General features: G+C 71.8%; 22 protein-coding genes and 2 pseudogenes. 8 read left to right on the top strand and 16 right to left on the bottom strand.

Annotation, left to right across the window (positions count from 1 at the left end):
• The first annotated feature begins 46 nt into the window (after positions 1 to 46).
• Positions 47 to 1,888: a bifunctional serine/threonine-protein kinase/glutamate ABC transporter substrate-binding protein gene (locus tag AC3EUJ_RS26335; protein ID WP_431965477.1), complete on the top strand. Its 1,842-nt coding sequence runs from the start codon at positions 47 to 49 to the stop codon at positions 1,886 to 1,888.
• Positions 1,889 to 1,925: 37 nt separating this feature from the next.
• On the opposite strand, the gene AC3EUJ_RS26330 is transcribed toward AC3EUJ_RS26335, so the two are convergent.
• From AC3EUJ_RS26330 to AC3EUJ_RS26310, 5 genes are read right to left on the bottom strand one after another with little or no spacing between them, the layout of a single operon-like run.
• Complete coding sequence (locus AC3EUJ_RS26330; RefSeq protein WP_431965475.1) at positions 1,926 to 3,707, bottom strand: HAD-IA family hydrolase; 1,782 nt, start codon at positions 3,705 to 3,707, stop codon at positions 1,926 to 1,928.
• A 48-nt stretch (positions 3,708 to 3,755) separates the two neighbouring features.
• The gene (locus AC3EUJ_RS26325) at positions 3,756 to 4,850 is read right to left on the bottom strand and encodes an ABC transporter ATP-binding protein (protein ID WP_431965473.1); all 1,095 of its coding nucleotides are present in this window, start codon (positions 4,848 to 4,850) and stop codon (positions 3,756 to 3,758) included.
• 7 nt (positions 4,851 to 4,857) lie between these two features.
• On the bottom strand, positions 4,858 to 5,691 hold the full coding sequence (locus tag AC3EUJ_RS26320; protein ID WP_431965471.1) for an ABC transporter permease: 834 nt from the start codon (positions 5,689 to 5,691) through the stop codon (positions 4,858 to 4,860).
• On the bottom strand, positions 5,679 to 6,575 hold the full coding sequence (locus AC3EUJ_RS26315; protein WP_431965469.1) for an ABC transporter permease: 897 nt from the start codon (positions 6,573 to 6,575) through the stop codon (positions 5,679 to 5,681). Before AC3EUJ_RS26315 ends, AC3EUJ_RS26320 begins: the two co-directional genes overlap by 13 nt.
• Positions 6,576 to 6,583: 8 nt before the next feature.
• Complete coding sequence (locus AC3EUJ_RS26310; protein ID WP_431965467.1) at positions 6,584 to 7,744, bottom strand: ABC transporter substrate-binding protein; 1,161 nt, start codon at positions 7,742 to 7,744, stop codon at positions 6,584 to 6,586.
• Positions 7,745 to 8,022: 278 nt separating this feature from the next.
• Between AC3EUJ_RS26310 and AC3EUJ_RS26305 the strand changes: the two genes are divergently transcribed.
• Positions 8,023 to 8,790, top strand: a complete 768-nt coding sequence (locus tag AC3EUJ_RS26305; protein ID WP_431965465.1) for a GntR family transcriptional regulator — start codon at positions 8,023 to 8,025, stop codon at positions 8,788 to 8,790.
• Here AC3EUJ_RS26305 and AC3EUJ_RS26300 read toward each other — a convergent pair.
• On the bottom strand, positions 8,765 to 10,153 hold the full coding sequence (locus AC3EUJ_RS26300; RefSeq protein WP_431965463.1) for a sensor histidine kinase: 1,389 nt from the start codon (positions 10,151 to 10,153) through the stop codon (positions 8,765 to 8,767). The genes AC3EUJ_RS26305 and AC3EUJ_RS26300 overlap by 26 nt on opposite strands.
• A 14-nt stretch (positions 10,154 to 10,167) precedes the next feature.
• Positions 10,168 to 10,878 carry a response regulator transcription factor gene (locus AC3EUJ_RS26295; protein WP_431965461.1) on the bottom strand — a complete coding sequence of 237 codons (711 nt, stop codon included), beginning with the start codon at positions 10,876 to 10,878 and terminating at the stop codon, positions 10,168 to 10,170.
• 289 nt (positions 10,879 to 11,167) lie between these two features.
• Between AC3EUJ_RS26295 and AC3EUJ_RS26290 the strand changes: the two genes are divergently transcribed.
• From AC3EUJ_RS26290 to AC3EUJ_RS26270, 5 genes are all read left to right on the top strand, one after another.
• A complete protein-coding gene (locus AC3EUJ_RS26290) occupies positions 11,168 to 11,944 on the top strand; it encodes an amino acid ABC transporter ATP-binding protein (RefSeq protein WP_431965459.1) in 777 nt (258 codons plus the stop codon).
• A gap of 39 nt (positions 11,945 to 11,983) precedes the next feature.
• Positions 11,984 to 12,907 (top strand): glutamate ABC transporter substrate-binding protein, encoded by a 924-nt coding sequence (locus tag AC3EUJ_RS26285; RefSeq protein WP_431965457.1) that lies wholly within the window; start codon positions 11,984 to 11,986, stop codon positions 12,905 to 12,907.
• A 111-nt stretch (positions 12,908 to 13,018) separates the two neighbouring features.
• Positions 13,019 to 13,666, top strand: coding sequence for an amino acid ABC transporter permease (locus AC3EUJ_RS26280; RefSeq protein WP_431965455.1), 648 nt, complete (start codon positions 13,019 to 13,021; stop codon positions 13,664 to 13,666).
• Complete coding sequence (locus AC3EUJ_RS26275) at positions 13,663 to 14,511, top strand: amino acid ABC transporter permease (protein WP_431965453.1); 849 nt, start codon at positions 13,663 to 13,665, stop codon at positions 14,509 to 14,511. Before AC3EUJ_RS26280 ends, AC3EUJ_RS26275 begins: the two co-directional genes overlap by 4 nt.
• 105 nt (positions 14,512 to 14,616) lie before the next feature.
• On the top strand, positions 14,617 to 16,272 hold the full coding sequence (locus AC3EUJ_RS26270; RefSeq protein WP_431965451.1) for an FAD-dependent monooxygenase: 1,656 nt from the start codon (positions 14,617 to 14,619) through the stop codon (positions 16,270 to 16,272).
• A 5-nt stretch (positions 16,273 to 16,277) separates the two neighbouring features.
• Here the strand turns inward: AC3EUJ_RS26270 and rny are convergent, their stop codons facing one another.
• The 5 genes and pseudogenes from rny to AC3EUJ_RS26245 form a co-directional block, all read right to left on the bottom strand.
• Entirely contained in the window at positions 16,278 to 17,765 is a 1,488-nt protein-coding gene (gene rny / locus AC3EUJ_RS26265; protein WP_431965449.1) for a ribonuclease Y, read from the bottom strand.
• Positions 17,766 to 17,858: 93 nt separating this feature from the next.
• A pseudogene (gene recX / locus AC3EUJ_RS26260) lies at positions 17,859 to 18,563 on the bottom strand (recombination regulator RecX); the annotation flags it as partial.
• Positions 18,458 to 19,594, bottom strand: a complete 1,137-nt coding sequence (recA, locus tag AC3EUJ_RS26255; RefSeq protein ID WP_431965447.1) for a recombinase RecA — start codon at positions 19,592 to 19,594, stop codon at positions 18,458 to 18,460. The pseudogene recX and the gene recA, both read right to left, overlap by 106 nt.
• Before the next feature lie 191 nt (positions 19,595 to 19,785).
• Positions 19,786 to 20,976 (bottom strand): AI-2E family transporter, encoded by a 1,191-nt coding sequence (locus tag AC3EUJ_RS26250; protein WP_431965499.1) that lies wholly within the window; start codon positions 20,974 to 20,976, stop codon positions 19,786 to 19,788.
• A gap of 134 nt (positions 20,977 to 21,110) precedes the next feature.
• A complete protein-coding gene (locus AC3EUJ_RS26245) occupies positions 21,111 to 21,305 on the bottom strand; it encodes a DUF3046 domain-containing protein (protein WP_431965445.1) in 195 nt (64 codons plus the stop codon).
• 338 nt (positions 21,306 to 21,643) lie between these two features.
• On the opposite strand from AC3EUJ_RS26245, the gene AC3EUJ_RS26240 reads away from it, so the two are divergent.
• Positions 21,644 to 22,225 (top strand): TMEM165/GDT1 family protein, encoded by a 582-nt coding sequence (locus AC3EUJ_RS26240; protein ID WP_431965443.1) that lies wholly within the window; start codon positions 21,644 to 21,646, stop codon positions 22,223 to 22,225.
• 62 nt (positions 22,226 to 22,287) lie between these two features.
• On the opposite strand, the gene AC3EUJ_RS26235 is transcribed toward AC3EUJ_RS26240, so the two are convergent.
• The 4 genes and pseudogenes from AC3EUJ_RS26235 to AC3EUJ_RS26220 all read right to left on the bottom strand — a co-directional run.
• Positions 22,288 to 22,899, bottom strand: a complete 612-nt coding sequence (locus AC3EUJ_RS26235) for an HdeD family acid-resistance protein (protein ID WP_431965441.1) — start codon at positions 22,897 to 22,899, stop codon at positions 22,288 to 22,290.
• 55 nt (positions 22,900 to 22,954) lie between these two features.
• The gene (locus tag AC3EUJ_RS26230) at positions 22,955 to 23,374 is read right to left on the bottom strand and encodes an SHOCT domain-containing protein (protein WP_431965439.1); all 420 of its coding nucleotides are present in this window, start codon (positions 23,372 to 23,374) and stop codon (positions 22,955 to 22,957) included.
• Positions 23,375 to 23,467: 93 nt separating this feature from the next.
• Entirely contained in the window at positions 23,468 to 23,644 is a 177-nt protein-coding gene (locus tag AC3EUJ_RS26225; RefSeq protein ID WP_431965497.1) for a hypothetical protein, read from the bottom strand.
• A pseudogene (locus tag AC3EUJ_RS26220) lies at positions 23,645 to 23,910 on the bottom strand (ATP-dependent Clp protease ATP-binding subunit); the annotation flags it as partial.
• Positions 23,911 to 23,998 lie beyond the last annotated feature (88 nt).

Raw genomic sequence — 23,998 nt, 5'->3', positions numbered from 1 at the left:
GAGCCCCCTAACCTGTAGCGGACCACGTACCGATGGGGGCACACGCATGAGTTCTGGGGGTATGCCGCACACCCTCGTCGACGGCCGCTACGAGCTGCGCCGGCAACTGGGGCGCGGCGGCATGGGCGTGGTGTGGGAGGCGCACGACAACCGGCTCGGCCGTCAGGTCGCCGTCAAGGAACTGCTGTTCCGCGGCGCGCTGGACCCGGAGACCCAGGCCCAGTGGGTGGAGCGGGCGCGCCGGGAGGCGCAGGCCATCGCCCGGATCGGGCACGAGCACGTGGTCGCCGTGCACGACGTGATCGAGGCCGACGGCCAGGTCTGGATCGTCATGGAGCAGGTCAACCCGCACTCGCTGGCGGACCAGTTGCGCGAGCGGGGCCGGATCCCGGCGCTGCAGGCGGCGCGGATCGGTCTGGAGGTGCTGCGCGGGCTGCGCGCGGTGCACGCCGCCGGGGTGCTGCACCGCGACGTGAAGCCGCACAACATCCTGTTCCGCCGCGACGGGCGGGCGGTGCTCATGGACTTCGGGATCGCGACCTTCGAGGGCGCCGCCCAGGTGACGCGGATGCACGAGACCGTCGGCACCCCGCAGTATCTGGCGCCGGAGCTGGCCGGCCGGCTCACCCCGACGCCCGCCGCCGACCTGTGGTCGCTGGGCGTCACGCTCTACGAGATGGTCGAGGGCCGGGCCCCGTTCCGCGGGCCGACGCCGTACGAGGTACTGGAGGCCGTCCGCACGGCGGAACCGCCGCCGACGGCGCACGCGGGGCCACTGCGCCCGCTGATCGACGGGCTGCTGGTCAAGGAGCCGGGGGCGCGCCTGTCGGCGGAGCGCGCCGAGCAGTTGCTGCAGCACGTGGCGCAGGAGACCCCGCAGTTCCCGGTGGGCGTCCACCCGGACTACGACCCCGACGCCACGCGGACGGACGGGTCCGGCGTCAGCATACGGCAGGTTCCCGACTCCGTGACCCCGCCGCGGGATCCGCGGCCCCCGCACCCGCGCCCCTCCCGGCGGCGCTGGTACACGCTTGCGGCGGGCGGGGTCGCCCTCGCGGTCCTGGCCGCGTGCGGCTGGTTCGTCTTCGACCGGTCGCGCGACGCCGGGCCGGACCTCTCCGACTCGCAGACCATCCAGGCGGCCCGGACACGCGGCTACCTGCTCGTGGGCGTCAAGGAGGACCAGCCCGGCCTCAGCGAGGCCTCGGCCACGGCCAAGGGCGGCTACGAGGGCTTCGACATCGACCTGGCCTGGGCGATCGCCCGCAAACTGGGCTTCAAGGAGGTCCGGTTCGCGGTCGTCAACACCCAGTCCCGCGAGTACCGGCTGGGCACCGGGCAGGTCGACCTGATAGTGGCCAGCTACTCGATCACCGATGAGCGCAAGAAGCAGGTCGACTTCGCCGGTCCCTACTACCAGGCCGCGCAGGACTTCCTCGTGCGCGACGAATCCCCCGTCCACGGCACGCAGGACCTGTTCGGCCACAAGGTCTGCACGGTCACCGACTCGACGCCCGCCGAACGGCTGCGCAAGCAGTACCCGTTGATAAAGACCGAGCAGCTGGCCTCGTACGGTCTGTGCGTCGACGAACTGCTCGCCGGCCGGGTCGACGCCGTGTCGACGGACGACATCATCCTGGCCGGCTACCGGGCGCAGCACAGCAAGCGACTGCGCCTGCTGGGAGCGCCGTTCGGCAGCGAGGCGTACGGCGTGGGGCTGCACAAGGACGAGCCCGCGCTGAAGCACGCCATATGCGGCGCCATCAAGGAGCAGATCTCCTCCGGCGCCTGGCGGGACTCGTACAAGAAGCACCTCAAGCCGCTGACCCCGCAGGAGCTGGCGGATCAGCGGCCGCCGGAGTTCGAGAGCATGGAGGAGTGCCGCTGAGCCCGTGCCACCGGACCGGTCGCACGGGCCCGCCTGTTCAGGACCAGGCGAACGTGGTGACCACGGCCGCGTGGTCGGAGGGCCAGTCGTTGCCCGCCACATGCGGTCCGGGACGGTGCTCCCCGGTGACCAGGGTCGTGGAGTCCAGCACGCGCAGGGCCCGCCCGGCGTACAGGACGTAGTCGATCCGGTCCTGCGGCTCGGGCTCGGGGTTGACCGGTGACCAGGTGGTGCCGGGGTCGCGCACGGGGTCCGGGTGGGCCTCGCGGTAGGAGTCGCGCAGCCCGGCGGCCTCGGCGGCGAGGGTGACCGGCCAGGGCACGGGACCGTACCCGCCGTGCAGGGGCGCCGCCTCGGCCGTCCAGTCCAGGTGCGAGGGGACGTTGAAGTCGCCGACGAGGACGACCGGGGTGGTGTCGCGGGCGGCGAGGTCATCGGCCATGTCGTGCAGGATGTCCCGGAACTGCTCCAGGCGTCCCGAGGCGGCCTCGTGCTCGACGAGCACCTCGACCGGCTGCCGGTCGTGAAGGGCGTCGTAGGGGCCGTACGGGGTGTAGTTGAGGTGCGCGCTCCACAGCGTGACGTCGCGGCCCTCGTCGAGCCGGATGGTGGCGCCGAGGCCGCCGTAGAACGGGCTCGCGGGCAGGCCGTGGCGGGAGGCGATCGGGTAGCGGCTGATGACGCCGAGGTTGTCGCCCGCCTGGTGGTGCTCCCAGCCCAGTGCCTCGGCGAGTTCCTTCGCGGAGTGCGTCCGCGTCTCCTGAAGGCCGACGACGTCCACGTCGGCGTCCAGCAGTACACGCAGTTGCTTGTCGCGGTGGTCGTCGACGCGGCTGCCGCCGAGCCACAGGTTCCAGCTCATGACGCGCAGGTGCCGCACCATGGGCTCGTCCGCCGCGACGACCGGCACACGCACGGTGACGGTGGCGGAGCGTCCGTCGGCGTCCGTGGCGGTGACGCGGACCTGCGCGTCGCCGGGCGCGTCGGGGGTGCCGGTGACCGTGCCGTCGGCGCAGACCCGCGCCCAGCCGGGGCCCGAGGACTTGGCGTACGTGACGGGAGCACCGCGCAGCAGCCCGGCGACGGTGGCGCGGAACAGCTCCCCGACGCGGGCGCGGCGGCTGGTGAAGGCGGGCACGAGGAAGGACGGCGGCCGCGCGACCAGGGCCCGCAGCAGAAGGACGTCGGCCCGTTCCAGGCTGCCGAGCACCGCACGACCGGCGCCGGGGGCGATGGGCGTCAGGGACGGCACGGCGAGCACGCGGCAGCCGGCGGCCTCGGCCGAGGCGACACCGGTCGGGGTGTCCTCGACGGCCACGCACGCGCCGGGGTCCACGCCGAGGGCGCGGGCGGCGGCGAGGTAGGGGTCGGGGGCGGGCTTGGTGCGGGGTGTGTCGTCGGCGGTCAGCGAGACCGCGAAGCGCTCGCGGCCCAGCACCGCCAGCACGACGTCCACGACCTCGCGCGGGGACGCCGAGACCAGGGCGATGGGGATGTCGTGCCGGGCGAGTTCGTTCAGCAGCTCCAGCGCGCCGGGGCGGGGGACCGTGCGTGCGCGGACCCGCTCGGCGAACTCCCGGTGCAGGTGGGCGGCCAGCTCGTCGGCGCCGGTCGCCGTGCCGGTCGTGGTCGCCAGGTGGGCGGCGGTGTGCTCGACGGCGCGGCCGAGGACCTCGGTCACGTCCGCGTCGCCGAGCACGTGCCCCAGCCCGGCGGCCACCTCGGCGACCGCCTCCCACCACAGCTCCTCGGTGTCGACGAGCGTGCCGTCCATGTCGAACAGGACGGCCTGGAGCGGATGGTGCGGTGGGTGGGTCACGGGGCTCTCTTTCGTCGGGGGTGTGGGGGGATGGAGGTGCGGCAGGGGTCAGACGGCGCGCGCGGTGACCAGGACGGGCCGGTCGGGCAGGGAGACGGCGACGGTCGCGCCCGGCGGCAGGGAGGCGGCGTCGGAGCTGGCCAGGTCGGCCTTGACGGAGGTCCCGTCGGCCAGTCGCACGGTCACCCGTGTGACGGCGCCGAGGAAGGCGGTCGCCACGACGCGCGCGTCGCCGGTGGGGTCGGCGGTCACGCGCACCGCTTCGGGGCGTACGAGGACGTCCACCTCGGTGCCGGCGGGCACCTCGCCCTGGGCGGGGAGCCGCCGGCCGAGGACCTCGACCTGGCCGCCGTCGGTCAGCCGGCCCGGCAGGCGGCTGTTGGTGCCGACGAACTCGGCGACGAAGGCGGTGGCGGGGCGGTCGTACAGCTCGGCGGGAGCGGCGCACTGCTCCATCCGCCCGGCGTTCATGACGGCGACGCGGTCCGCCATGGACAGCGCCTCCTCCTGGTCGTGCGTCACGAACAGGGTGGTGATGCCGAGTTCGCGCTGGAGGCGGCGGATCTCCTCGCGCAGGGTGGTGCGCACCTTGGCGTCCAGCGCGCTCAGCGGCTCGTCCAGGAGCAGTACGCGCGGGCGCAGCGCCAGGGCGCGGGCGAGGGCCACGCGCTGCTGCTGGCCGCCCGACAGCTGGTGGGGGTAGCGGTCCCCGTGGTCCGGCAGGCCGACGAGCTCCAGGAGTCCGGCGGCACGAGTGCGCCGCTCGGCGGCGCCGACCTTGCGCATGCGCAGCCCGAAGGCGACGTTGTCGGCGGCGCTCAGGTGCGGGAAGAGGCTGTACGACTGGAAGACCATGCCCGCGTCACGGCGGTGCGCGGGGATCCTGGTGACGTCCTCGCCGTCGACCAGGACCTGCCCGGAGTCGGGGTGCTCGAAGCCGGCGAGCATGCGCAGCGCGGTGGTCTTGCCGCACCCGGACGGGCCGAGCAGTGCGACGAGTTCGCCGGGCCGGACGGTGAGGTCCAGCCCGTCGAGTGCGACGGTGGTTCCGAAGGATCGGCGCAGGGCCCGGAACTCGACGGTGGCGCCGCTGCTCGCGGCGGTCACGGCGTCGGCGACCGGGGCGGGTGAGGTGTCGGTCATCTGTCGGTCACTTCCGGGAGGCGGATGAGGTCGGGCGGCGTCCGCCGACGGCGGCCAGGATCAGCAGCAGCACCCAGGTGACCAGCAGGCTGAGCACCGAGACGGCCACGGACAGCTGTGCCTGCGAGCCGCTGACCGTGACGATCCACACCGCGAAGGGCTGGAAGCCCAGCAGCTGGGCGACGGTGAACTCGCCGAGCACGAGGGCGAGAGTGAGGAAGGATGCGCTCAGCAGCGCCCCGCGCAGGTTCGGCAGCACCACCCGGATCAGGGCGGCCGGCCAGTTCGCACCGCAGGACCGGGCGGCCTCGACGAGGGTGCGGACGTCCACCGCCCGCAGTCCCGCGTCCAGCGCCCGGTAGACGAAGGGCAGCGCCATGACCACGTAGGTGAGCACCAGGACGACCGGGAAGGACGGGTTCTGGATGGCCACGAAAGTCTGGAAGAAGGGCGTCGTGGCCAGGTGCTCGGGGCCCCAGCGCAGCACACTGCTGACCCCGGCGACCAGCGCGATCGGCGGCACCACCAGGGGCAGTGAGCAGATCACCTCGACCAGCGGGCGCAGCCGGGGTGCGGACAGGCGCAGCGCCACCATGGCGGGGACCATCAGCAGCAGGACGACGGCGATGGTGGCGGCCGCGAGTTCCAGGGAGAGCAGCAGGCTGGAGGTGAAGCCCTCGGCCTTGAGGATCTGCCCGTAGGCGTCGAAGGTGATGCCCTGGCCGGGGACGTCCACAGTGAAGATCACCGAGGCGGCCAGCGGCACCAGGAAGTAGAGGCCGGCGCCGGCGAGGACGATGCCGCGCCAGGGCCGGATCCGGGTGTCCGTCAGACCAGCCATCGCGCGCTCCGTCGTTGCAGGGGCAGGTAGACCGCCATGACCAGGCCGGCGACGACGATCATGTCGAGGCTCAGGGCGAGCGCCACGTTCTCCTGCCCGACCAGGACGTTGCCGGAAATGGCGTCGGCGATCTGCAGGGTGATCAGCGGAACCGAGCTGCCTACCATCGCCGCGGCGGTGGCGTAGGCGGCGAAGGCGCTGCCGAAGAGCAGTACCAGGCCGCCGAGGAGTGAGGGGGCCAGCACGGGCAGGGCGACGTGTCGCCAGTACTGACCGGCGGTGGCGCCGTTGTTCTGGGCGGCCTCGCGCCACTGGACGCGCAACCCCTCCAGCGCCGGGGTCACGGTGAGCACCATGAGGGGGATGAGGAAGTAGAGGTAGACGATGACCAGGCCCCAGAAGCTGTAGAGGCTCCAGCCGTGGTCGGCGAGACCCAGGTGGCGGGTGAGGACGCCCGCGTTGCCCAGGGTCGCCACGAAGGCGAAGGCCAGCGGCACCCCGCCGAAGTTCGCGAGCACGCCGGAGGCGGTCAGCACGGCTTCACGCAGCGCGCGGAACCGCGAGGTCACCACGGCCTGTGCGAGCAGCAGCCCGAGCACCGCGCCGATGGCGGCGGAGAGCCCGGACAGCTTCACACTGCCCCACAGGGCGGTCAGGTAGGCGCCCTGCAGGGAGGTGGTCAGGTTCGCCGTGGTGTACGAGGAGGCCCCGGTCGCGGGGTCCTTGACGGTGAAGGCGCCGTTGATCATGGCGACCGCGGGGGCCCCGAAGCAGATCGCCACGAAGACGAGCAGCGGGAGCACCGCGAGCCAGCCGGCCGAGCGCCGCCGCGCCGGGGCGGTTGCCCCGGCAGCGGCGGCGACGGGCGCCGCGGTGGCGGTCATCGGGCCGGTCATCCGGAGACGGCCTTGCCCCAGCCCTGGGCCAGCACGCCCTTGGCCTTGTTCTGCTGGTCATCGGTCGGGAATGACGGGGTGCCGGTGACCGGGGGGAGCTTGGCGGCGGCGGTCCTGTCGAGGGTGCCGGCCTTGTCCATGGCGGGCATCAGCACGGGACGGGCAAAGCCGGCGAGCCACAGGTTCTGGCCCTCGGCGCTGTACAGGTACTCCTGCCACAGGCGGGCGGCCGCCGGGTGCGGGGCGTCCTTGTTGATCGCCTGCGCGTAGAACTGGGCGTACTGGCCGTCGCTGGGGACGGAGACCTTCCAGTCCACGCCCTTGCTCGCGAACTCCTCGGCGTAGCCGGCGTTGAGGTAGTCCCAGTCGATGCTGATGGGCGTCTCGCCCTTCTCGACCGTGGCCGGGGTGGACTCGACGGGGTTGTAGTTGCCGTTCTTCTTCAGCTTGCCGAAGAAGTCGATACCGGGCTGGATGTCGTCGAAGGAGCCGCCGCCCGCGAGCGCCGCCGCGTAGACGCCGCCGAAGGCGGAGCCGGACTTGGTCGGGTTGCCGTTCAGCGCGACCTGGCCCTTGTACTCGGGCTTGAGCAGGTCGGCGAAGGTGGTCGGGCAGTTCTTGACGCGCTTGGCGTCGCAGCCGATGGAGACGTAGCCGCCGTAGTCGTTGTACCAGCGGGCCTGGGCGTCCTTCTGGGCGGCCGGGATGTCGTCGTAGGAGGCGACCTTGTAAGGGGCGAACAGGCCCTGCTGCGCTCCGCTGATCGCGAACGCCGCGCCGAGGTCGAGGACGTCGGGGGCGCGGTCCTGGCCCTTGCGGGAGGTGACGGCGTTGATCTCGTCCTGGCTGGAGGCGTCCGGGGTCTCGTTCTGGACCTTGATGCCGTACTTCTTGGTGAAGCCGTCGATCAGCGCGCCGTAGTTGGCCCAGTCGCGGGGAAGGGCGATCGCGTTGAGCGTGCCCTCCTTCTTGGCGGCGGCGACCAGGGCGTCCATGCCGCCGAATTCCTCGGCGGAGGTGGCGGTTGCCGCGCTCTTGCCGTTCTTGCCGTCGGCGGAGGTCTGCGTGGTGGGGGCCGAGCCGCAGGCGCTGAGCGCCAGCGCGGTCACGGCGAGGCCGGCGGCGACTGCGGCCGCCTTCGGGAGGGACGCGGGCACGGAAGTCTCCTGGAGGGGAAGTCGGGTCCTGAAGGCCAGGGAGGTCGGGAGCGATTCGACTTGTCCGAACAAGTTGGCCTCCAGTAGGCCGTGCGTCAATGACCTTTCCGTAAACGGCAGGAAAACCTCGGCAAGCCCGCAGAGGGCTGTCGTCCCTTTTCGGCCAAGGACTCGGTGACCACCTGCCGGGGCCGTGAACCCATGCGCGCGATCGGTGCCCGGCTCGTCTACCCTGAGCGGTGTTGTGCGCAGACAGTGAATGAACGGAAGGGGGCACGGTGGCGGCGCGGCACGAGGAGATCGCCGAGGAGCTCCGGCGGGCCATCGACGACGAGGAGTACACGGTCGGTGCGCTGCTCCCCCCTGAGACGGAACTGGCCGCCCGGTACGCCGTCTCCCGCGGCACCGTCCGTCAGGCCGTCGCCGCGCTGACCGCGGAGGGGCTGATCGGCTCCCGCCAGGGCGCCCGCCGTGTCGTGCTGGCCAGCCGGCGCAGCCAGAGCTTCGCGGAGCTGCGCAGTTTCGCCCAGTGGGCACGGGCGATGGGCCGCGCCGCCTCCGGCGCCGTGGTCCGCACCGAGATCCGGCCGGCCACCGCGGAGGACGCCACGCGCCTGCACCTGCGCGCGGGGACGGACGTGCTGTACGTGCTACGGGTGCGCGAACTGGACGGCGAGCGCGTCCTGGTGGAGCGCACGGTCTACGCCGACTGGATCGCCCCCGCGGTGCTGCGCATAGAGCCGGATTGCGAGTCGGTCACCCAGCGGCTGTACGACGACACGGGCCTGGTCTTCGCCTACGGGGAGCACCTGATCGACGCGGTCGCGGCGGGCACCCGGGACAGCGAACTGCTGGGCGTGCGGCGCGGCAGCCCGCTGCTGCGGGTACGCCGGGTGACCACCACGCAGAAGGGCCGCCCGGTGGAGTGGTCGGACGACCGCTACCGCTCGGACGCGGTCAACTTCAGCATCCACAACTCGATCGGCTCCAACCCGCTGGCCCGCCAGGCCGGCCCCGGGCTCAGGGAGCCGTACGCGGCACCGTGAGGGTGACCCGCAGCCCGTGCGGCTCGTTCGGCGCGTAGGCGATGCTGCCGCCGCCCTGGGTGAGCAGCACCCGCGCGATGGACAGTCCGAGGCCCGAGCCGTCGACGTTCTGATGGCGCGGGCTGCGCCAGAAGCGGTCGCCGATGCGGGCGAGTTCCTCCTCCGTGAGCCCCGGGCCGCCGTCGGCCACGGTCACGTCGATCGCTCCGGGGCGGCCCGGCAGCTCGGTGGTGACCCGTACGCACTCACCGTCCGGGGTGAACTTCACCGCGTTGTCGATCACGGCGTCGAGGGCGCTGGACAGCGCCACCGGGTCCGCCCAGCCGGTCACGGCCGCGGCACCCCCGTAGGTGAGCTCCACGCCGTCGCGCTCGGCGACCGGCCGCCACGCCTCGACGCGTTCCGCGGCGAGGGCGGCGATGTCGGTGAGGGCGAGGTTGGCCTCCGCGTGCTCGGCGGTGGCGAGGCCCAGCAGGTCGTCCAGGACCGAGGCCAGGCGCTTGCCCTCCTCCCGGACCGAGGCGATCTCCTCGTGCCCGTCGGGCAGTTCCAGGCCCAGCAGCTCGATCCGCAGCAGCAGCGCGGACAGCGGGTTGCGCAACTGGTGGGAGGCGTCGGCGACGAAGGCCCGCTGCTGGTCGAGGACCTCTTCGACGTTGTCGGCCATCTCATTGAACGACCGCGCCAGGCGCCGCAGTTCGGGCGGTCCACCGGACACCGCCACCCGGGACTTCATGCGGCCGGTGGCGATGTCGTGGGTGACCCGGTCCAGCACCCGGACCGGGCGCAGCACCCAGCCGGTGAGCCGGAAGGCGGCCATGACGGCCACGATCATGGCGGCCAGTTCACCGGCCGCCAGCAGCAGCCAGCCGCGCAGGATGCGCGAGCGCATGGCACCGGTGGGCGAGTCGGTGAGCACGACCGCGACGACGTCGCCGTCCCGGACGACCGGGGAGGCGACCGGCAGCGAGCGGTCCTGCCAGGGCCAGATCTGCTTGGGGTCGTGGCTGCGCCGCCCGGCGAGGGCCTCGCTGTACGCGGCGAAGGCCTCACCGCCGGTGGGCAGCTTCCAGCCCTTCGGGGCCGAGGCGATCGGATGGCCGTCGCGGTCGAAGACGCCGGCCCTGATGCCGTACACCTTCTGGTACTGCAGCAGCTCCGTCCTCAGCGTGCTCTCCCGTTCACCGCCGCCGTCGGTGCTCACGTACTGCGCCAGCGCGGCGAAGCGCGCGGTGTCGTCGATGCGGTCCACGACGACCCGCTGCTGCTGGGTGGCGGCCAGGCTGGCGGCGAGCGGGAAGCCGAGGGCCAGCAGCACACCGGCCATCAGCACGATGAGCAGTGGCAGCAGCCGGGTATGCACGGAGCGACGGCCTCCTAGCCGGAGGGCACGACGAGGCGGTAACCGACCCCGCGCACGGTCTCGATCAGGGACGGCAGGCGCAGTTTGGACCGCAAGGACGCCACATGCACCTCAAGGGTGCGTCCGGTCCCCTCCCAACTCGTCCGCCACACCTCACTGATGATCTGTTCACGGCGGAAGACCACTCCGGGCCGCTGCGCGAGCATCGCGAGCAGGTCGAACTCCTTGCGGGTCAGCGCGACCGGCTCGTCGCCGACGGTGACCTTGCGGGTCTCCAGCTCCACCCGGACCTGCCCGAGGGCGATGACGCCGCCGTCGGCCTCCGCACCCTCGGCCTCGGGCCCCGCGGGCGCCTCCTGCGCCTTGCGGCGGCAGACGGCGTGGATGCGGGCGAGCAGCTCCCCGGTGTCGTACGGCTTCACCACATAGTCGTCGGCGCCGAGGTTGAGGCCGTGGATGCGGGAGCGCACGTCGGCGCGGGCCGTCACCATGATCACGGGGGTGGCGGTGCGCAGCCGGATGCGGCTGCACACCTCGAAGCCGTCCTGGTCGGGCAGGCCGAGGTCGAGCAGGACCACGTCGAAGCCGGGACCGTGGTCGGGCAGCAGCGCGTGCAGCGCCTCCTCGCCGCTGCGGGCGTGGGTGACCTGCAGCCCGTGCTTGGCCAGCACGGCCGACAGCGCGGCGGCGACCCGGTGGTCGTCCTCCACGAGCAGCAGTCTCATCCGTTCACCTCCCACGGCTCGGCCCCGCACGCCCCCACGGCGTGCTCTACCACGGAATACACGCCGATGGGCCGCCCGCGCGTCAAGCGCAGCCCGGCCCTGTGTGGCGACTGTTACGGAGCCGGTACGCTGCACAACCGGCCGGGCTCACCCACGGTGCCGGATTTGCGCCAGTCGGTGACCGGATCGTAATGCTCAAGTTCCCCTCAGATGTACTGACTCGGTTTGCCAAGCGTCAATAGGGTGATCACCAAGGTCTGGTCAACCGACGAGGATGGAGCACACGCCGATGACCGAAGTCCCGGTGACCGAGGACGCCGCTCCGGCGGCCGACGACCTGGTCGTGCTGAAGGACGTGAACAAGCACTTCGGCGCGCTGCACGTGCTCCAGGACATCAACCTCAGCATCGGCCGCGGCGAGGTCGTGGTCGTCATCGGCCCCTCGGGGTCGGGCAAGTCCACGCTGTGCCGGGCCGTCAACCGCCTGGAGACGATCGACTCCGGTCTGATCACGATCGACGGGAAGCCGCTGCCCCAGGAGGGCAGGGAGCTGGCCCGGCTGCGCGCCGACGTCGGCATGGTCTTCCAGTCGTTCAACCTCTTCGCGCACAAGACGGTCCTGGAGAACGTCACGCTCGGCCAGGTCAAGGTGCGCAAGGCCGGGAAGAAGGCCGCCGAGGACCGCGCGCGCGCCCTGCTGGACCGGGTGGGCGTGGGCAGTCAGGCGGACAAGTACCCGGCACAGCTTTCCGGAGGCCAGCAGCAGCGCGTGGCCATCGCCCGGGCGCTGGCGATGGAACCGAAGGTCATGCTCTTCGACGAGCCGACCTCGGCGCTCGACCCGGAAATGATCAACGAGGTGCTGGAGGTCATGCAGCAGCTCGCACGCGACGGGATGACGATGGTTGTCGTCACCCATGAGATGGGCTTCGCCCGGTCCGCCGCCAATCGCGTCGTCTTCATGGCGGACGGACGGATCGTCGAGCAGGCGACGCCCGACCAGTTCTTCAGCAATCCCCGGAGCGACCGGGCCAAGGACTTCCTTTCGAAGATCCTTCACCACTGAGAGCGACACCGACGGTTCGCCGACCTAAGGATGATCACGATGAGGTTCCGTACCACTGCCGCCGCCGCTCTGGCCGTCCTGGCGCTGACCGCCACCGCCACCGCGTGCGGCAAGGAGGGCTCGCCCTCCTCCTCCGGCACCCCTGACAAGGACGGGTCCAGCAGCGCGGCCACCGCCGAGCTGCCCAGCTACACCGTCAAGACCGGTGTGGACCTGGCCGGCTCCAAGACCTGGGACCGGATCAAGAAGAACGGCAAGCTCGTCATCGGCGTCAAGGCCGACCAGCCGAACCTGGGTTACCAGGACCCCGGCAGCAAGAAGTACTCCGGCTTCGACATCGAGATCGCCAAGATGATCGCCGCCGACCTCGGCTTCGACGAGAGCAAGATCGAGTTCAAGACGATCCAGTCGGCCAACCGCGAGACCGCCCTCTCCGGCGGCCAGGTCGACTACTACGTCGGCACCTACACCATCAACGACGAGCGCAAGAAGTCCGTCTCCTTCGCCGGCCCGTACTTCGTCGCGGGCCAGGACCTCCTGGTCAAGAAGGGCAGCAACATCAAGAGCACGGACGACCTCAAGGGCAAGAAGGTCTGCTCGGCGACCGGCTCCACCTCCATCCAGCGCATCAAGGACGGCGGCTACGGCGCCGAGCCGGTCGAGTACGACTCGTACTCGCTGTGCGTGCAGAACCTCGCCTCCGGCCAGGTGGACGCGGTGACCACGGACGACGCCATCCTCAAGGGCTACGCCGCTCAGGACCCGGCCAACCTCGAGGTCGTCGGCAAGCCGTTCTCCGAGGAGCCCTACGGCGTGGGCCTGCTCAAGGACGACAAGGTGCTGCAGGACGCGATCACCAACGCCCTGAAGAACCACGAGGACAACGGCGACTGGAAGAAGGCGTACGACGCCACGCTCGGCAAGTCCGGCGTGAGCGCCGAGATTCCGCAGCTCCAGTCCTGAAGCGGTCGGGACCCGGCCTGACCCGGGTCCCGACCCCCTTCCCCGGCACAGCCCGAGCCTGATGCGCCGGCGGCCTGGAGCGGCCGTCGGCGCACCCCTTTCGGAGAATCGATGAACGTACTGCTGGACAACTTCGCGCTCTTCCGCGAGGGGTTCCTCGGCACGGTGGAGCTGACCGCGCTCAGCGGGGCGATCGCCCTGGTGCTCGGGGTGATCATGGCCGCGTTCCGGGTGTCCCCGGTTCCGCCCCTGCGTGCCTTCGGCACCGCGTGGGTGACGCTGCTGCGCAACACCCCGCTGACCCTGCTCTTCTTCATCGCGGCGCTGGTGCTGCCCCGGCTGGGGCTGAACACCTGGAGCTTCTTCCGGCTCGCGGTGCTGGCCCTGAGCTGCTACACCTCGGCCTTCATCTGCGAGGCCGTGCGCTCGGGCATCAACACCGTCCCGCTCGGGCAGGCCGAGGCCGCCCGCAGCCTCGGGATGACCTTCACCCAGACCTTGCGGCTGATCATCCTGCCGCAGGCCACCCGGACGGTGCTGCCGCCCATCGGCAGCCTGCTGATCGCGCTCACCAAGAACTCCGCGATCGCCGGTGGCTTCAGCGTCTTCGAGCTGTTCAGTGTCCAGAAGACGCTCGGCGAGGAGGGCTACAACATCTTCGCGATCTTCATCTGGGTGGCGCTCGCCTACCTGATCATCACCCTCTTCATCAGCGCGGTCTTCCGACTGCTCGAGAACCGGCTGGCGGTGGCCCGATGAGCGCGAACGTCCTCTTCGACGCGCCCGGCCCCCGGGCCAGGATCCGCAACCGGGTCGTCGGCGCGGTCGCCGCCCTGGCGATCCTCGTCCTGCTCTGGTTCGTCTACCGGCGGCTCGACGAGTCGGGGCAGTTCGCCTCGTACCTCTGGGAGCCCTTCCAGTACACCGATATCCAGCAGCGCATCGTCGACGGCCTGCTCGCCACGCTGAAGGCGTTCGCGCTCGCCGCGGTCTTCTCGCTGGTGCTGGGCGCGGCGCTGGCGGCGGGCCGGCTGTCGGACCACGCCCCGGTGCGCTGGGTGGCGACCGTCGTCGTGGAGTTCTTCCGCGCGATGCCGCTGCTGATCATGATCTTCGCGCTGTACGTCGGCGTCTTCACCTCCGCCCCGCTGTGGGCGCTGGTGATCGGCCTGACCCTCTACAACGGCTCGGTGCAGGCCGAGATCTTCCGGGCCGGCATCAACGCCGTACCGAAGGGGCAGCGGGAGGCGGCGTACGCGATCGGGCTGCGCAAGACGCAGGTCATGGTCTTCGTGCTGATCCCGCAGGCGACCCGGGCCATGCTGCCGTCGATCATCAGCCAGCTGGTGGTCACCCTGAAGGACACCTCGCTCGGCTACATCATCACGTACGAGGAGCTGCTCTACACCGGCAACCTCATCGCGAAGAACAGCGCGGGCTTCCCCTTCATCCCGATGATCATCATCGTGGCGCCGATCTACATCCTGATGTGCCTGGCGCTCAGCGCGCTGGCCAACTGGATCGAGCGGCGGGGCCGCCGCAGCCGCAAGGGCGCGCCGCCGAAGGCCGGCGACATCAAGGCGGTGGAGGCCGCCGCGGAGTGACGGTGCGCCAGGCGCGCCGCCGCGCGGCAGGTGTCGTCACTTGACGCACGCACGCGCAGTAGGTTGCATACGCAATGTGACTGCACAACTTCCCGGGACCGCGCAGTGGACCCGGTGATCATCGCGGGGGCGGGTCCGGTCGGGCTCGCCCTCGCGCTCTGCCTGGCCCGGCACGACGTGCCGAGCATCGTCCTGGACGAGCACGACCACGCGCCCGCACTCTCCGCGGAACGCACGGCCGTCCTGAGTCCCGAGACCGCCGGGCTGCTGGTCCGGCTGGGCCATCGAAGGCTCTACGAGTCCGGCGCCACCTGGGACGCGTGGCGGACGCTGCGCCGACGGCAGGAGACCGTCCGCGTGGAGTTCGGAGACCGCGCCTCCGGCGGTCAGGGGCCCTCCCCGCTGCACATCGGGCAGGAACGCCTGGAGCACGGGCTGCGCGGGGCCCTCGCCGAGCAGGCGCTGGCACGGATCGTCCCGGGGGCGCGCGTCGACTCTGTGGAGCCGGACGAGCGCGGGGTCAGCGTCCGCACCAAGGGCGCCAACGCCACCTGGTGGCGCGGGAGCTACCTGATCGGCTGCGACGGCCCGCGCTCCACCGTGCGCAAGCTGCTGGGGGTGCGCTTCCCCGGCCGCACGGCCGTCGACCGGCACGCCGTCGCCGCCCTGCGGGTCGCACTGCCGGACGAGGGCGTGGCGCTGCTGCACCGCGAGCCGCCGGGGCCGGGCGCGGGCCTGGAGGTGACGGCCCGTCCGCTGCCGGACGGAGTGTGGCGGCTGGACTGGCTGCTGCCCGCGCGCGGTGAGCCGCTCACCTCCGACGAACTCGTCTCGCGCATCCGCGGCACCCTCACGGCCTGGTGCGGAAGCGTTCCGTCGTACGAGCTGCTGGGCTCCGCCGAGTACCCGGTGCACCAGCGGCTGGCCCGGCGCTGGCGCGCCGGACGCGTCTTCCTGGCCGGCGACGCGGCGCACCTCATGGGCGCGCTGGGCGCGCAGGGCCTGGAGGAGGGCCTGCGCGACGCCGACAACCTCGCCTGGAAGCTCTCCCTGGCCTGGCACCACGGGGCCTCGGACACCCTTCTCGACAGCTACCAGGCCGAGCGGCGCGGCGCGGTGGGCGCCCGGCTGCGGGCCACCGACCAGGTGCTGCCGCTGCTGCGGGCGAGCGGAGTCTGGCACACGGTACGGCGCTCCGTGCTGTCCGGCTCGGCCCGGCGGTATGCCGAACTGCTCACCGACGGCCACCTCGGCCGCGGCCCGCTCGGCGCGCCGCCGGTCTACGCCCGCTCACCGCTCGCCCTTCCCGCCCCCCGCGGGGCGGGGGCGGCGGCCTCGGCCTCCTCGGCGGCCGCGCCATCGCCGCTGCTGGGGTCCTGTGCCACTCCCCCGGGCGGTGCGGTCGTCGACGTGCCGGTCACGGCACTGGACGGCTCCAAGGCGCGGCTGTACGAACGCCTCGGGCGTGACCTGCTGGTCGTCCTCGTCGCGCCGGGCACCGGTGTGTGGGAGAGCCGGCACTGGCTCACCGCGGGCCTGATGCCCCGGCTGGCCAAGGCGGTGGCGGCCCTGCCCACCCGGGCGGAACTGCTCGTGGCGGAGGCCTATCCGGGGTCCACGGCGCACAGCGTGCTGCTGATCCGCCCGGACGGCCACCTGGTGACGGTGATGACCGGCTGCCGCCCGACCGAGCTGTACGCCTACGCCGACCTCGCCCGCGGCGGCCCTCCGAGCCCCGTCCAGGACCGCGTCGCCCACTGACGGGCTCAGCGGGCGAACTCCGTTGCGCGGGACTCCCGGACGACGGTGATGCGGATCTGGCCGGGGTAGGTGAGTTCCTCCTCGACCTGCTTGGCCACGTCGCGGGCGATGACCTGCGCCTGGATGTCGTCGACGTCCTCCGGGTGCACCATGACCCGGACCTCGCGTCCAGCCTGCATGGCGAAGACCTTGGCCACGCCCGTGTGCGCGGCGGCGATCTGCTCCAGGCGCTTGAGCCGGCGGACGTAGCTCTCCAGGGACTCGCGCCGCGCGCCGGGACGGCCCCCGGAGATGCCGTCGGCGGCCTGGGTGAGGACCGCCTCGACGGTCCGGGGGGCGACCTCGTTGTGGTGGGCCTCGATGGAGTGGACGACGTCCTCGGACTCGCCGTGCCGCCGCGCCAGGTCCGCGCCGATGATGGCGTGGCTGCCCTCGACCTCGTGGGTGAGGGCCTTGCCGATGTCGTGCAGCAGCGTGCCGCGCTTCACCACGACCGGGTCGATGCCGAGTTCGGCGGCCATCATGCCCGCGATGTGCGCGGACTCCAGGAGGTGGCCGAGCACGTTCTGGCCGTAGGAGGTGCGGTAGCGCAGCCGCCCGAGCAGCGTGACCAGTTCGGGGTGCATCTCGGTGATGCCGATCTCGGTGAGCGCGTCCTCGCCGTGGCGTACGCAGAGCTGCTCGACCTCGGCCTGCTTGCGCTCGTACACCTCCTCGATGCGGTGCGGGTGGATGCGGCCGTCGGTGACGAGCGCGTCGAGGGCGAGCCTGGCGACCTCCCGGCGCACCGGGTCGAAGCAGGAGAGCAGCACCGCCTCGGGGGTGTCGTCGATGATGAGGTTGACCCCCGTGATGGCCTCGAAGGCACGGATGTTGCGGCCCTCGCGGCCGATGATCCGGCCCTTCATCTCGTCGCCCGGCAGTTGGAGCACCGAGACCACGGACTCGGCGGTCTGCTCGGTCGCCACGCGCTGGATCACCCCGGCGACGATCCGCCGGGCGCGTTCCTCGCCGCGGTCGCGGGCGGCCCGCTCGATGTCGCGGACGATCAACGCCGCCTCACGCTTGGCCTGTTGCTCGGCGGAGCGCACGAGGTCGGCTCGGGCCTCGGCGGCGGTGTAGGCGGCGACCCGCTCCAGGACGTCACGCCGCTCCTCCTCCAGCCGGTTGAGCTCGGCGCGGCGGCGCTCCAGTTCCTCGCGTTCCTCCGCCAGTTCGCGGCGACGCCGGTGGAGTTGCTCGGATTCGGCGTCGATACGGGACTCCCGGTCGGCGAGCCGCTGCTCACGCCGCTCCAAGTCGGCCCGGACCTCCTGGACTTCCTCCTTGGCGGTGGCCCGGATCTCCCGGGCCTCACGCTCGGCCGCCGCCCTGAGCTGTTCGCGTTCCGCACGGAGCCGTTGGAGCAGCACCCCCGCGGTGACGGCCACGACCACGGTGACGGTCACGGCCACGACCGTGAACACGGATTCGGTCCCCAGCGCGATGCCCATGGCACCAACTCCCGTATCTCTGAGGACGCGATCCCTCACCCGTTGTGAGGCTAGGTCGACTCAGAGGCACGGTCAAGGAACCTCAGCGGAGGTTCAGTCGGGCAGGTAGTGCTCCAGCAACTCCGGGTCCTCGCCCTCCTCCTCCAGGGCGCGGCGAACCACCCTCAGGGCGAGCCCCTCCGCGTACCCCTTGCGGGCGAGCATCCCGGCGAGCCGGCGGATCCGCTTCTCCTTCTCCAGGCCACGGGTGGCCCGGAGCTTGCGGTCGACGAGGGCACGGGCCGTCTGCTCCTCCTGCTCCGCGTCGAGCTGCCCCACGGCGTGGCCGATCGCCTCGGCGTCCACTCCCCGGGTGCGCAGTTCCTGGGCGAGGGCGCGCCGGGCGAGGCCTCGGCCGTGGTGCCGGGACTCCACCCAGGCATTGGCGAACGCCTGGTCGTCGATGAGCCCGACGTCCTCGAACCGCTCCAGCACATGCTCAGCCGCCTCCTCCGGGATCTCCCGGCGGCGCATGGCGTCGGCCAGCTGCTTGCGGGTGCGAGGGGTCCCCGTGAGCAGGCGCAGGCAGAGCGCCCGCGCCTGCTCCACGGGGTCGAGCGGGCGCTCCTGCTCCGCCCTGGGCCCCTCCTGCCCGGGAACGGGCGAGGAGGGGGCGAAAGAGCCGCCTCGATCCTTGTGCCCGTACGCCACCGTCAGGCCTTGGCGGCCGCGGCCTTGGTCGCCTTGGCGGCCTTGGGCGCCGGGACGGTCGCGGCGTCGGCCTTGGCCGGGTCGGCCGCTGCGGCGGCGGGAGCGGCCGCCTCGGTGCCGGCCTCATCAGCCGGGGCCTCCGGCCGGACGCCGATGCCGAGCTTCTCCTTGATCTTCTTCTCGATCTCGTCGGCGAGGTCGGGGTTGTCGCGCAGGAAGTTCCGCGCGTTCTCCTTGCCCTGGCCGAGCTGGTCGCCCTCGTAGGTGTACCAGGCACCGGACTTGCGGATGAAGCCGTGTTCCACGCCCATGTCGATCAGGCCGCCCTCGCGGCTGATGCCCTGGCCGTAGAGGATGTCGAACTCGGCCTGCTTGAAGGGCGGCGCGACCTTGTTCTTGACGACCTTGACGCGGGTGCGGTTGCCGACCGCCTCGGTGCCGTCCTTGAGGGTCTCGATGCGGCGGATGTCCAGACGCACGGAGGCGTAGAACTTCAGCGCCCGGCCACCGGTCGTGGTCTCCGGGGAGCCGAACATCACGCCGACCTTCTCGCGGAGCTGGTTGATGAAGATCGCGGTGGTCTTGGACTGGCTGAGCGCACCGGTGATCTTGCGCAGCGCCTGGCTCATCAGGCGGGCCTGCAGACCCACGTGCGAGTCGCCCATCTCGCCCTCGATCTCGGCCCGCGGCACGAGGGCCGCCACGGAGTCGATCACGATGAGGTCCAGCGCGCCGGAGCGGATCAGCATGTCGGTGATCTCGAGAGCCTGCTCACCGTTGTCCGGCTGGGACAGCAGCAGCGCGTCCACGTCCACGCCGAGGCGGCGGGCGTACTCCGGATCGAGGGCGTGCTCGGCGTCCACGAAGGCGACCTTGCCGCCGGCCCGCTGGGCATTGGCCACCGCGTGCAGGGTCAGAGTCGTCTTGCCGGAGGACTCCGGGCCGTAGACCTCCACCACGCGGCCGCGCGGGAGACCGCCGACGCCGAGGGCGACGTCCAGGGCGGTGGATCCCGTCGAGATGACCTCGATGGGCTCGTTCGGCCGATCGCCGAGGCGCATGACGGCACCCTTGCCGAACTGCCGTTCAATCTGTGCGAGCGCGGCGTCGAGCGCCTTGTCGCGGTCGGTTCCTGCCATGGGTTCCACCCTGGGTGTCTGAGTCGTTCGCTTCACGTCCATGACGCTACTGCCTGCCACTGACAATGCGTCCCGACGCCGCCCCCGGCCTGTGGACAACCCACGGAAGTCCGTGAAAACCATTGGGAAACCGGGCCCGGGACATCCATGAGAATGGATGTTCGATTTTTGTGTCAAGCGACTCGCGAACCTCAGTCGCCCCCGTCGCCCGCCCCGTCCCGGCGGTCCCGGCCGTCCCCGGCGGCCCCCTCAGGACCGTTGCCGTTGCCCGGACCGTCGCCCCGACCGCTCCCCCGGCCGGCCCGCGACCACCACCGGAACAGCGGCCGCCGCTGCGGCCCGTGCGCCCGCGGGTCCGTGACGGCGTACCGCTTCACGTAGGCCCCGAGGAAACCCTGCAGCGTCGCGGTCGCTGGGATCGCCACCAGCGCGCCCACCGCCCCCAGCAGCGCGGTGCCGGCGATCACCGACCCGAAGGCCACCGCGGGGTGGATGTCGACGGTGCGCGCGGTGATCCGCGGCTGCAGCACGTAGTTCTCGAACTGCTGGTAGACCACGACGAAGCCGAGCACCCACACCGCGTCCCACGGGTCCTGCGTGAACGCGATCAGCATCGGCAGCGCCCCCGCCAGGTACGTACCGACCGTCGGCACGAACTGCGAGACCACGCCGACCCAGACCGCCAGCGCCGGCGCGTACGGCACCCCGATGACCACGAACAGCACGTAGTGGGCGACGCCCGAGATCAGCGCCATCAGTGCCCGCGAGTACAGGTAGCCGCCGGTCTTGGCGACCGCGATCTCCCAGGCCCGCAGCACCTCGGCCTGCCGGGCGGGCGGCAGCACCGAGCACACGGCGCGCCGCATCCGGGGCCCGTCGGCGGCGAAGTAGAAGGTGAACAGGCTGATCGTCAGCACCTGGAAGACCCCGCCGAGGACCGTCGCCGACAGCCCCCACACATTGCCCGCCTGCCGCTGCACGTAGTCGCGCAGCCAGTCGGAGTGCAGCACGTTCTCCTGCAGCTTGCCGACGGACAGGTCGGTGCCGAAGGTCTGGTTGACCCACACGACCACGTCGTCGACGTACTCCGGCAGATTGCGGCCGATCGAAGTGATCTGGTCCACCAGCAGGGAGCCGAGCAGCACCACGAAGGTCCCGCCCGCGGCGAGCACGAGCAGGAACACCAGCCCGGTCGCCCACCCCCTGCGCATGCCGCGCGCGGCCATCCAGTCCACCGCCGGCTCGATCGCCAGGGCGCCGAAGAAGGCCAGCAGGATGTTCACCAGCAGTCCGATGACCTGGTGGAACGCCCAGTTCGCCAGTTGGAAGGCGGCCAGCAGCGCGAACGCCAGCAGCATCGCCCTCGGCAGCCAGCGCGGCATCGCGGAACCCCGCACGCCCTCCCCTGCCCCCGTTCCGTCTCCCGGCTCCCCGGGCTCCCCCGGCGACCGCGGACCCGCGGCCGCCCCGGCTATCGTCTCGTCGCTTCCCGCCACGGCCTCAGTCCCACCCCCGCTCAGCGGCGCGCGGCCGGTACGTCGACGGCCACGCACACCGCCCGCCACACGTCCTTGGTCTCCCAGCCCTCGTCCAGTGCCTGGTGCACGGTCCGACCGCCGAGCTCGGACATGACATGATCGCGCGCGAAGGAGTCGGCGTAGGTCTCGCCGAAGTGCGCGCGCATCCGTTCCCAGAACACCGTGAGCTTCATGCGCCCAGTATCCCGCGCCGCCAACCGAACGGGCAGGCGTCGCACTGGGGCGCACGCCTGCGCGGCCGGGGCGGCGGGGCCGATCGGGGCGTTGGGTACACTGGGTGCAGCGAAGGGGAGTAGTCCCGCGATACCGGCTGGTCGACACACTGGACGTCCTGGACGTCCCGGCCACCGGGCCGCCGCACCGGGTGCGGGGGTGGACGAGACCTTCGGCCAAGGCAAGACGTGGTCCGCATCACCGTGCGGGCTGCTCCGTCGTGCCGGGCCGATGGCGCTTCCCGTCGCCCCCTGGGTGTCGCCGAGTCCGCGGTCCGGCCCCAGCAGAAAGCACCGGAATGACCTTCGACCCCCTGGCGCTCGTCACCGCCTTCGGGCTGATCTTCCTCGCCGAGCTCCCGGACAAGACGATGTTCGCCTCGCTGGCGATGGGCACGCGCATGCGCCCGCTGTACGTCTGGTTCGGCACCTCGACCGCCTTCATCGTGCACGTGGCCATCGCCGTGGGCGCCGGCAGCCTGATCAGCCTGCTGCCGGGCATGGCGGTGAAACTGGTCTCCGCCGCCCTGTTCGCCTTCGGCGCTGTGGTGCTGCTGCGGGGCGGGGGCGACGACGACCACGACGAGGCAGGCAGGACCGTGACTGGGTTCTGGCCGGTGTACTCCACCGCGTTCACGGCCGTCTTCATCAGCGAGTGGGGCGACCTCACGCAGATCACCACCGCCAACCTCGCCGCCACCAACGGCTGGCTGCCGACGGCCGTCGGCTCGGCCGTCGCCCTGATGTCGGTCTCCGCGTTGGCCCTGGTGGTGGGCCGGTTCATCGCCAAGAAGGTCCCGCTGAAGACCATCCAGCGCGTCGGCGGTGTCTGCATGGCGGGTCTGGCCGCCTGGACCCTGGTCGAGGCGTTCACGGGCTGACGGGCCCCGGCCTCCGGGCCGGGCGGGCCCCGGCCCCGCCCGCGCAGGCCGCGGACGCCTCATCACACGGGTGGGCGGGGGGACGCCGGACGTTTCGCGAGCGAGCGCAAGGCGAGCGCCAGCGCCGCCTCGGCCAGGCCCAGCAGGACGAGCCACAGCCCGACCAGCCGGGCCAGCGCGACCGCCGACTGCACGGGGAACGCGAGCACCACGATCCCGGCGACGACCCCGAGCGCGGCCACGGCGAAGGCCGCCCCTCGGTACGGCATGTCCCGCCCCGCGACGGCGATGAACGCCACCAGCAGCCCGGACACCAGCCAGTACGCGCCGAGGACGAGGGAGAGCACCGCGGCGGTCTGCAGCGGGTGCCGCAGGCACAGCACCCCCGCGAGCACGGCGACCACCGCGACGATCACAGCCGTCACCCTGCTCCCGCCGTCACGGCGGGAGAACGCCGTGACGAACCGGAAGACCCCCGTGACCAGCAAGTAGAGGCCTATGACGATCGCCAGTACGTGCAGCGTCTCGTCCGGCCAGGCCAGCACGATCACCCCCGCCACGAGCGTCGCGAGCGCGAAGCCCAGGGACCATCCCCAGGAGCCGCCCAACTTGCCGAGCACCTCGTCGGGGTCGGCCGGCCCTCGCGTCGTGGCGTGTCCGTACGTTGCGTTCATGGTGTTCTCCCGGCGCTGCGCGCGGCGGCGTGGGCCGCCGCGCGACGAGGACGGCTCAGTGCAGGACCTTCTCCTTGAAGCGCTGGAACTCCTCCTCCGTCAGGTCGCCCTTCGCCTTGAGCTCCGAGAGCTTGGCGAGTGCGTCGGCCTCGCCCGCCGCCGTGCCGGCGCCGCCCGCGGTCTGCCGGACGTAGTCGTCGAACGCCTTCTGGCGGGTGCGCATCTGCTCCGCCTCGCGCTTGCCCATGCCCGCGCCGCGGAACAGGAGGTAGGCGAGGATCCCGACGAAGGGGAGGACGAGCACGAAGAGCAGCCATGCCGCCTTGGCCCATCCGTTCATGGCGTCGTCACGGAAGACGTCCATCACGACGCGGACGATGAGGAAGATCCAGATGACCCACAGGAAGATCCACATCATCGTCCAGAACGCACCCAGGACCGGGTAGTCGTAGGCGAGGTACATGTGACCGGTCATTTCCGTCTCCTCCCGGCGCCCGCCCCGTACGGTTGCGGGGAGGGCGCGGGCCCGGGGCGGATGCCCGCCCGTGAGCTGCTTGGTGGGCCGGGGTCAACCGTCCGACGCGGCCGCCTCCTTGGCCGGCTCCCGCGATTGGCCCTCCTTGAGACCGAGGGACAACCGCCCGTCCTTGATGTCGGCGACGACGGTGTCCCCGGGGTTGAGGGTGCCGTCGAGCAGCATCTTGGAGAGCCCTTTGTCGAGTTCGGTTTGGATGGTGCGGCGCAACGGCCGTGCGCCGGCCGGCAACTGCCTGCCCGCCGGTAAGCGGGTGGCCGCCCAGAGCAGGTGCTCGGCGCCGAGGTCGGCGCCGTCCGCGGCCGCGCGGCTCGCGGCTGCCGCCAGCAGTTCGTCGGAGGAGTCGCCGAGCAGTCGCCCGACGGGTACGCGCTGGACGGCGGCGGCGAGGCCGCCGGGCTCATCCCGAGGAAGTGGTCGAACAGGTCGGAGAACGGGTCGCCGGACCCGAAGGGGGAAGTCGTCACCTTGCCCATCCGTCCGGCGGGCCCACAACGGCTGAGTGGCGCCCGCCGCAGTCGATTTGCCCGTACTCCACCAGTTTTGGCCCGATCGGACGCGCGT

This window comes from Actinacidiphila sp. bgisy160, from assembly GCF_057707815.1.
The sequence above is the reverse complement of the archived record's forward strand: the minus strand, read 5'-3'. Positions and strand labels throughout refer to the sequence as shown.

What these genes read in the sequence shown, in the direction of transcription:
- AC3EUJ_RS26335 (WP_431965477.1), top strand. Translation starts at nt 47, where the DNA reads ATGAGTTCTGGGGGTATGCCGCACACCCTCGTCGACGGCCGCTACGAG.
- AC3EUJ_RS26325 (WP_431965473.1), bottom strand. Translation starts at nt 4,850, where the DNA reads ATGACCGACACCTCACCCGCCCCGGTCGCCGACGCCGTGACCGCCGCG.
- AC3EUJ_RS26320 (WP_431965471.1), bottom strand. Translation starts at nt 5,691, where the DNA reads ATGGCTGGTCTGACGGACACCCGGATCCGGCCCTGGCGCGGCATCGTC.
- AC3EUJ_RS26315 (WP_431965469.1), bottom strand. Translation starts at nt 6,575, where the DNA reads ATGACCGCCACCGCGGCGCCCGTCGCCGCCGCTGCCGGGGCAACCGCC.
- AC3EUJ_RS26295 (WP_431965461.1), bottom strand. Translation starts at nt 10,878, where the DNA reads ATGAGACTGCTGCTCGTGGAGGACGACCACCGGGTCGCCGCCGCGCTG.
- AC3EUJ_RS26290 (WP_431965459.1), top strand. Translation starts at nt 11,168, where the DNA reads ATGACCGAAGTCCCGGTGACCGAGGACGCCGCTCCGGCGGCCGACGAC.
- AC3EUJ_RS26285 (WP_431965457.1), top strand. Translation starts at nt 11,984, where the DNA reads ATGAGGTTCCGTACCACTGCCGCCGCCGCTCTGGCCGTCCTGGCGCTG.
- AC3EUJ_RS26280 (WP_431965455.1), top strand. Translation starts at nt 13,019, where the DNA reads ATGAACGTACTGCTGGACAACTTCGCGCTCTTCCGCGAGGGGTTCCTC.
- AC3EUJ_RS26275 (WP_431965453.1), top strand. Translation starts at nt 13,663, where the DNA reads ATGAGCGCGAACGTCCTCTTCGACGCGCCCGGCCCCCGGGCCAGGATC.
- rny (WP_431965449.1), bottom strand. Translation starts at nt 17,765, where the DNA reads ATGGGCATCGCGCTGGGGACCGAATCCGTGTTCACGGTCGTGGCCGTG.
- recA (WP_431965447.1), bottom strand. Translation starts at nt 19,594, where the DNA reads ATGGCAGGAACCGACCGCGACAAGGCGCTCGACGCCGCGCTCGCACAG.
- AC3EUJ_RS26250 (WP_431965499.1), bottom strand. Translation starts at nt 20,976, where the DNA reads ATGCCGCGCTGGCTGCCGAGGGCGATGCTGCTGGCGTTCGCGCTGCTG.
- AC3EUJ_RS26245 (WP_431965445.1), bottom strand. Translation starts at nt 21,305, where the DNA reads ATGAAGCTCACGGTGTTCTGGGAACGGATGCGCGCGCACTTCGGCGAG.
- AC3EUJ_RS26240 (WP_431965443.1), top strand. Translation starts at nt 21,644, where the DNA reads ATGACCTTCGACCCCCTGGCGCTCGTCACCGCCTTCGGGCTGATCTTC.
- AC3EUJ_RS26235 (WP_431965441.1), bottom strand. Translation starts at nt 22,899, where the DNA reads ATGAACGCAACGTACGGACACGCCACGACGCGAGGGCCGGCCGACCCC.
- AC3EUJ_RS26230 (WP_431965439.1), bottom strand. Translation starts at nt 23,374, where the DNA reads ATGACCGGTCACATGTACCTCGCCTACGACTACCCGGTCCTGGGTGCG.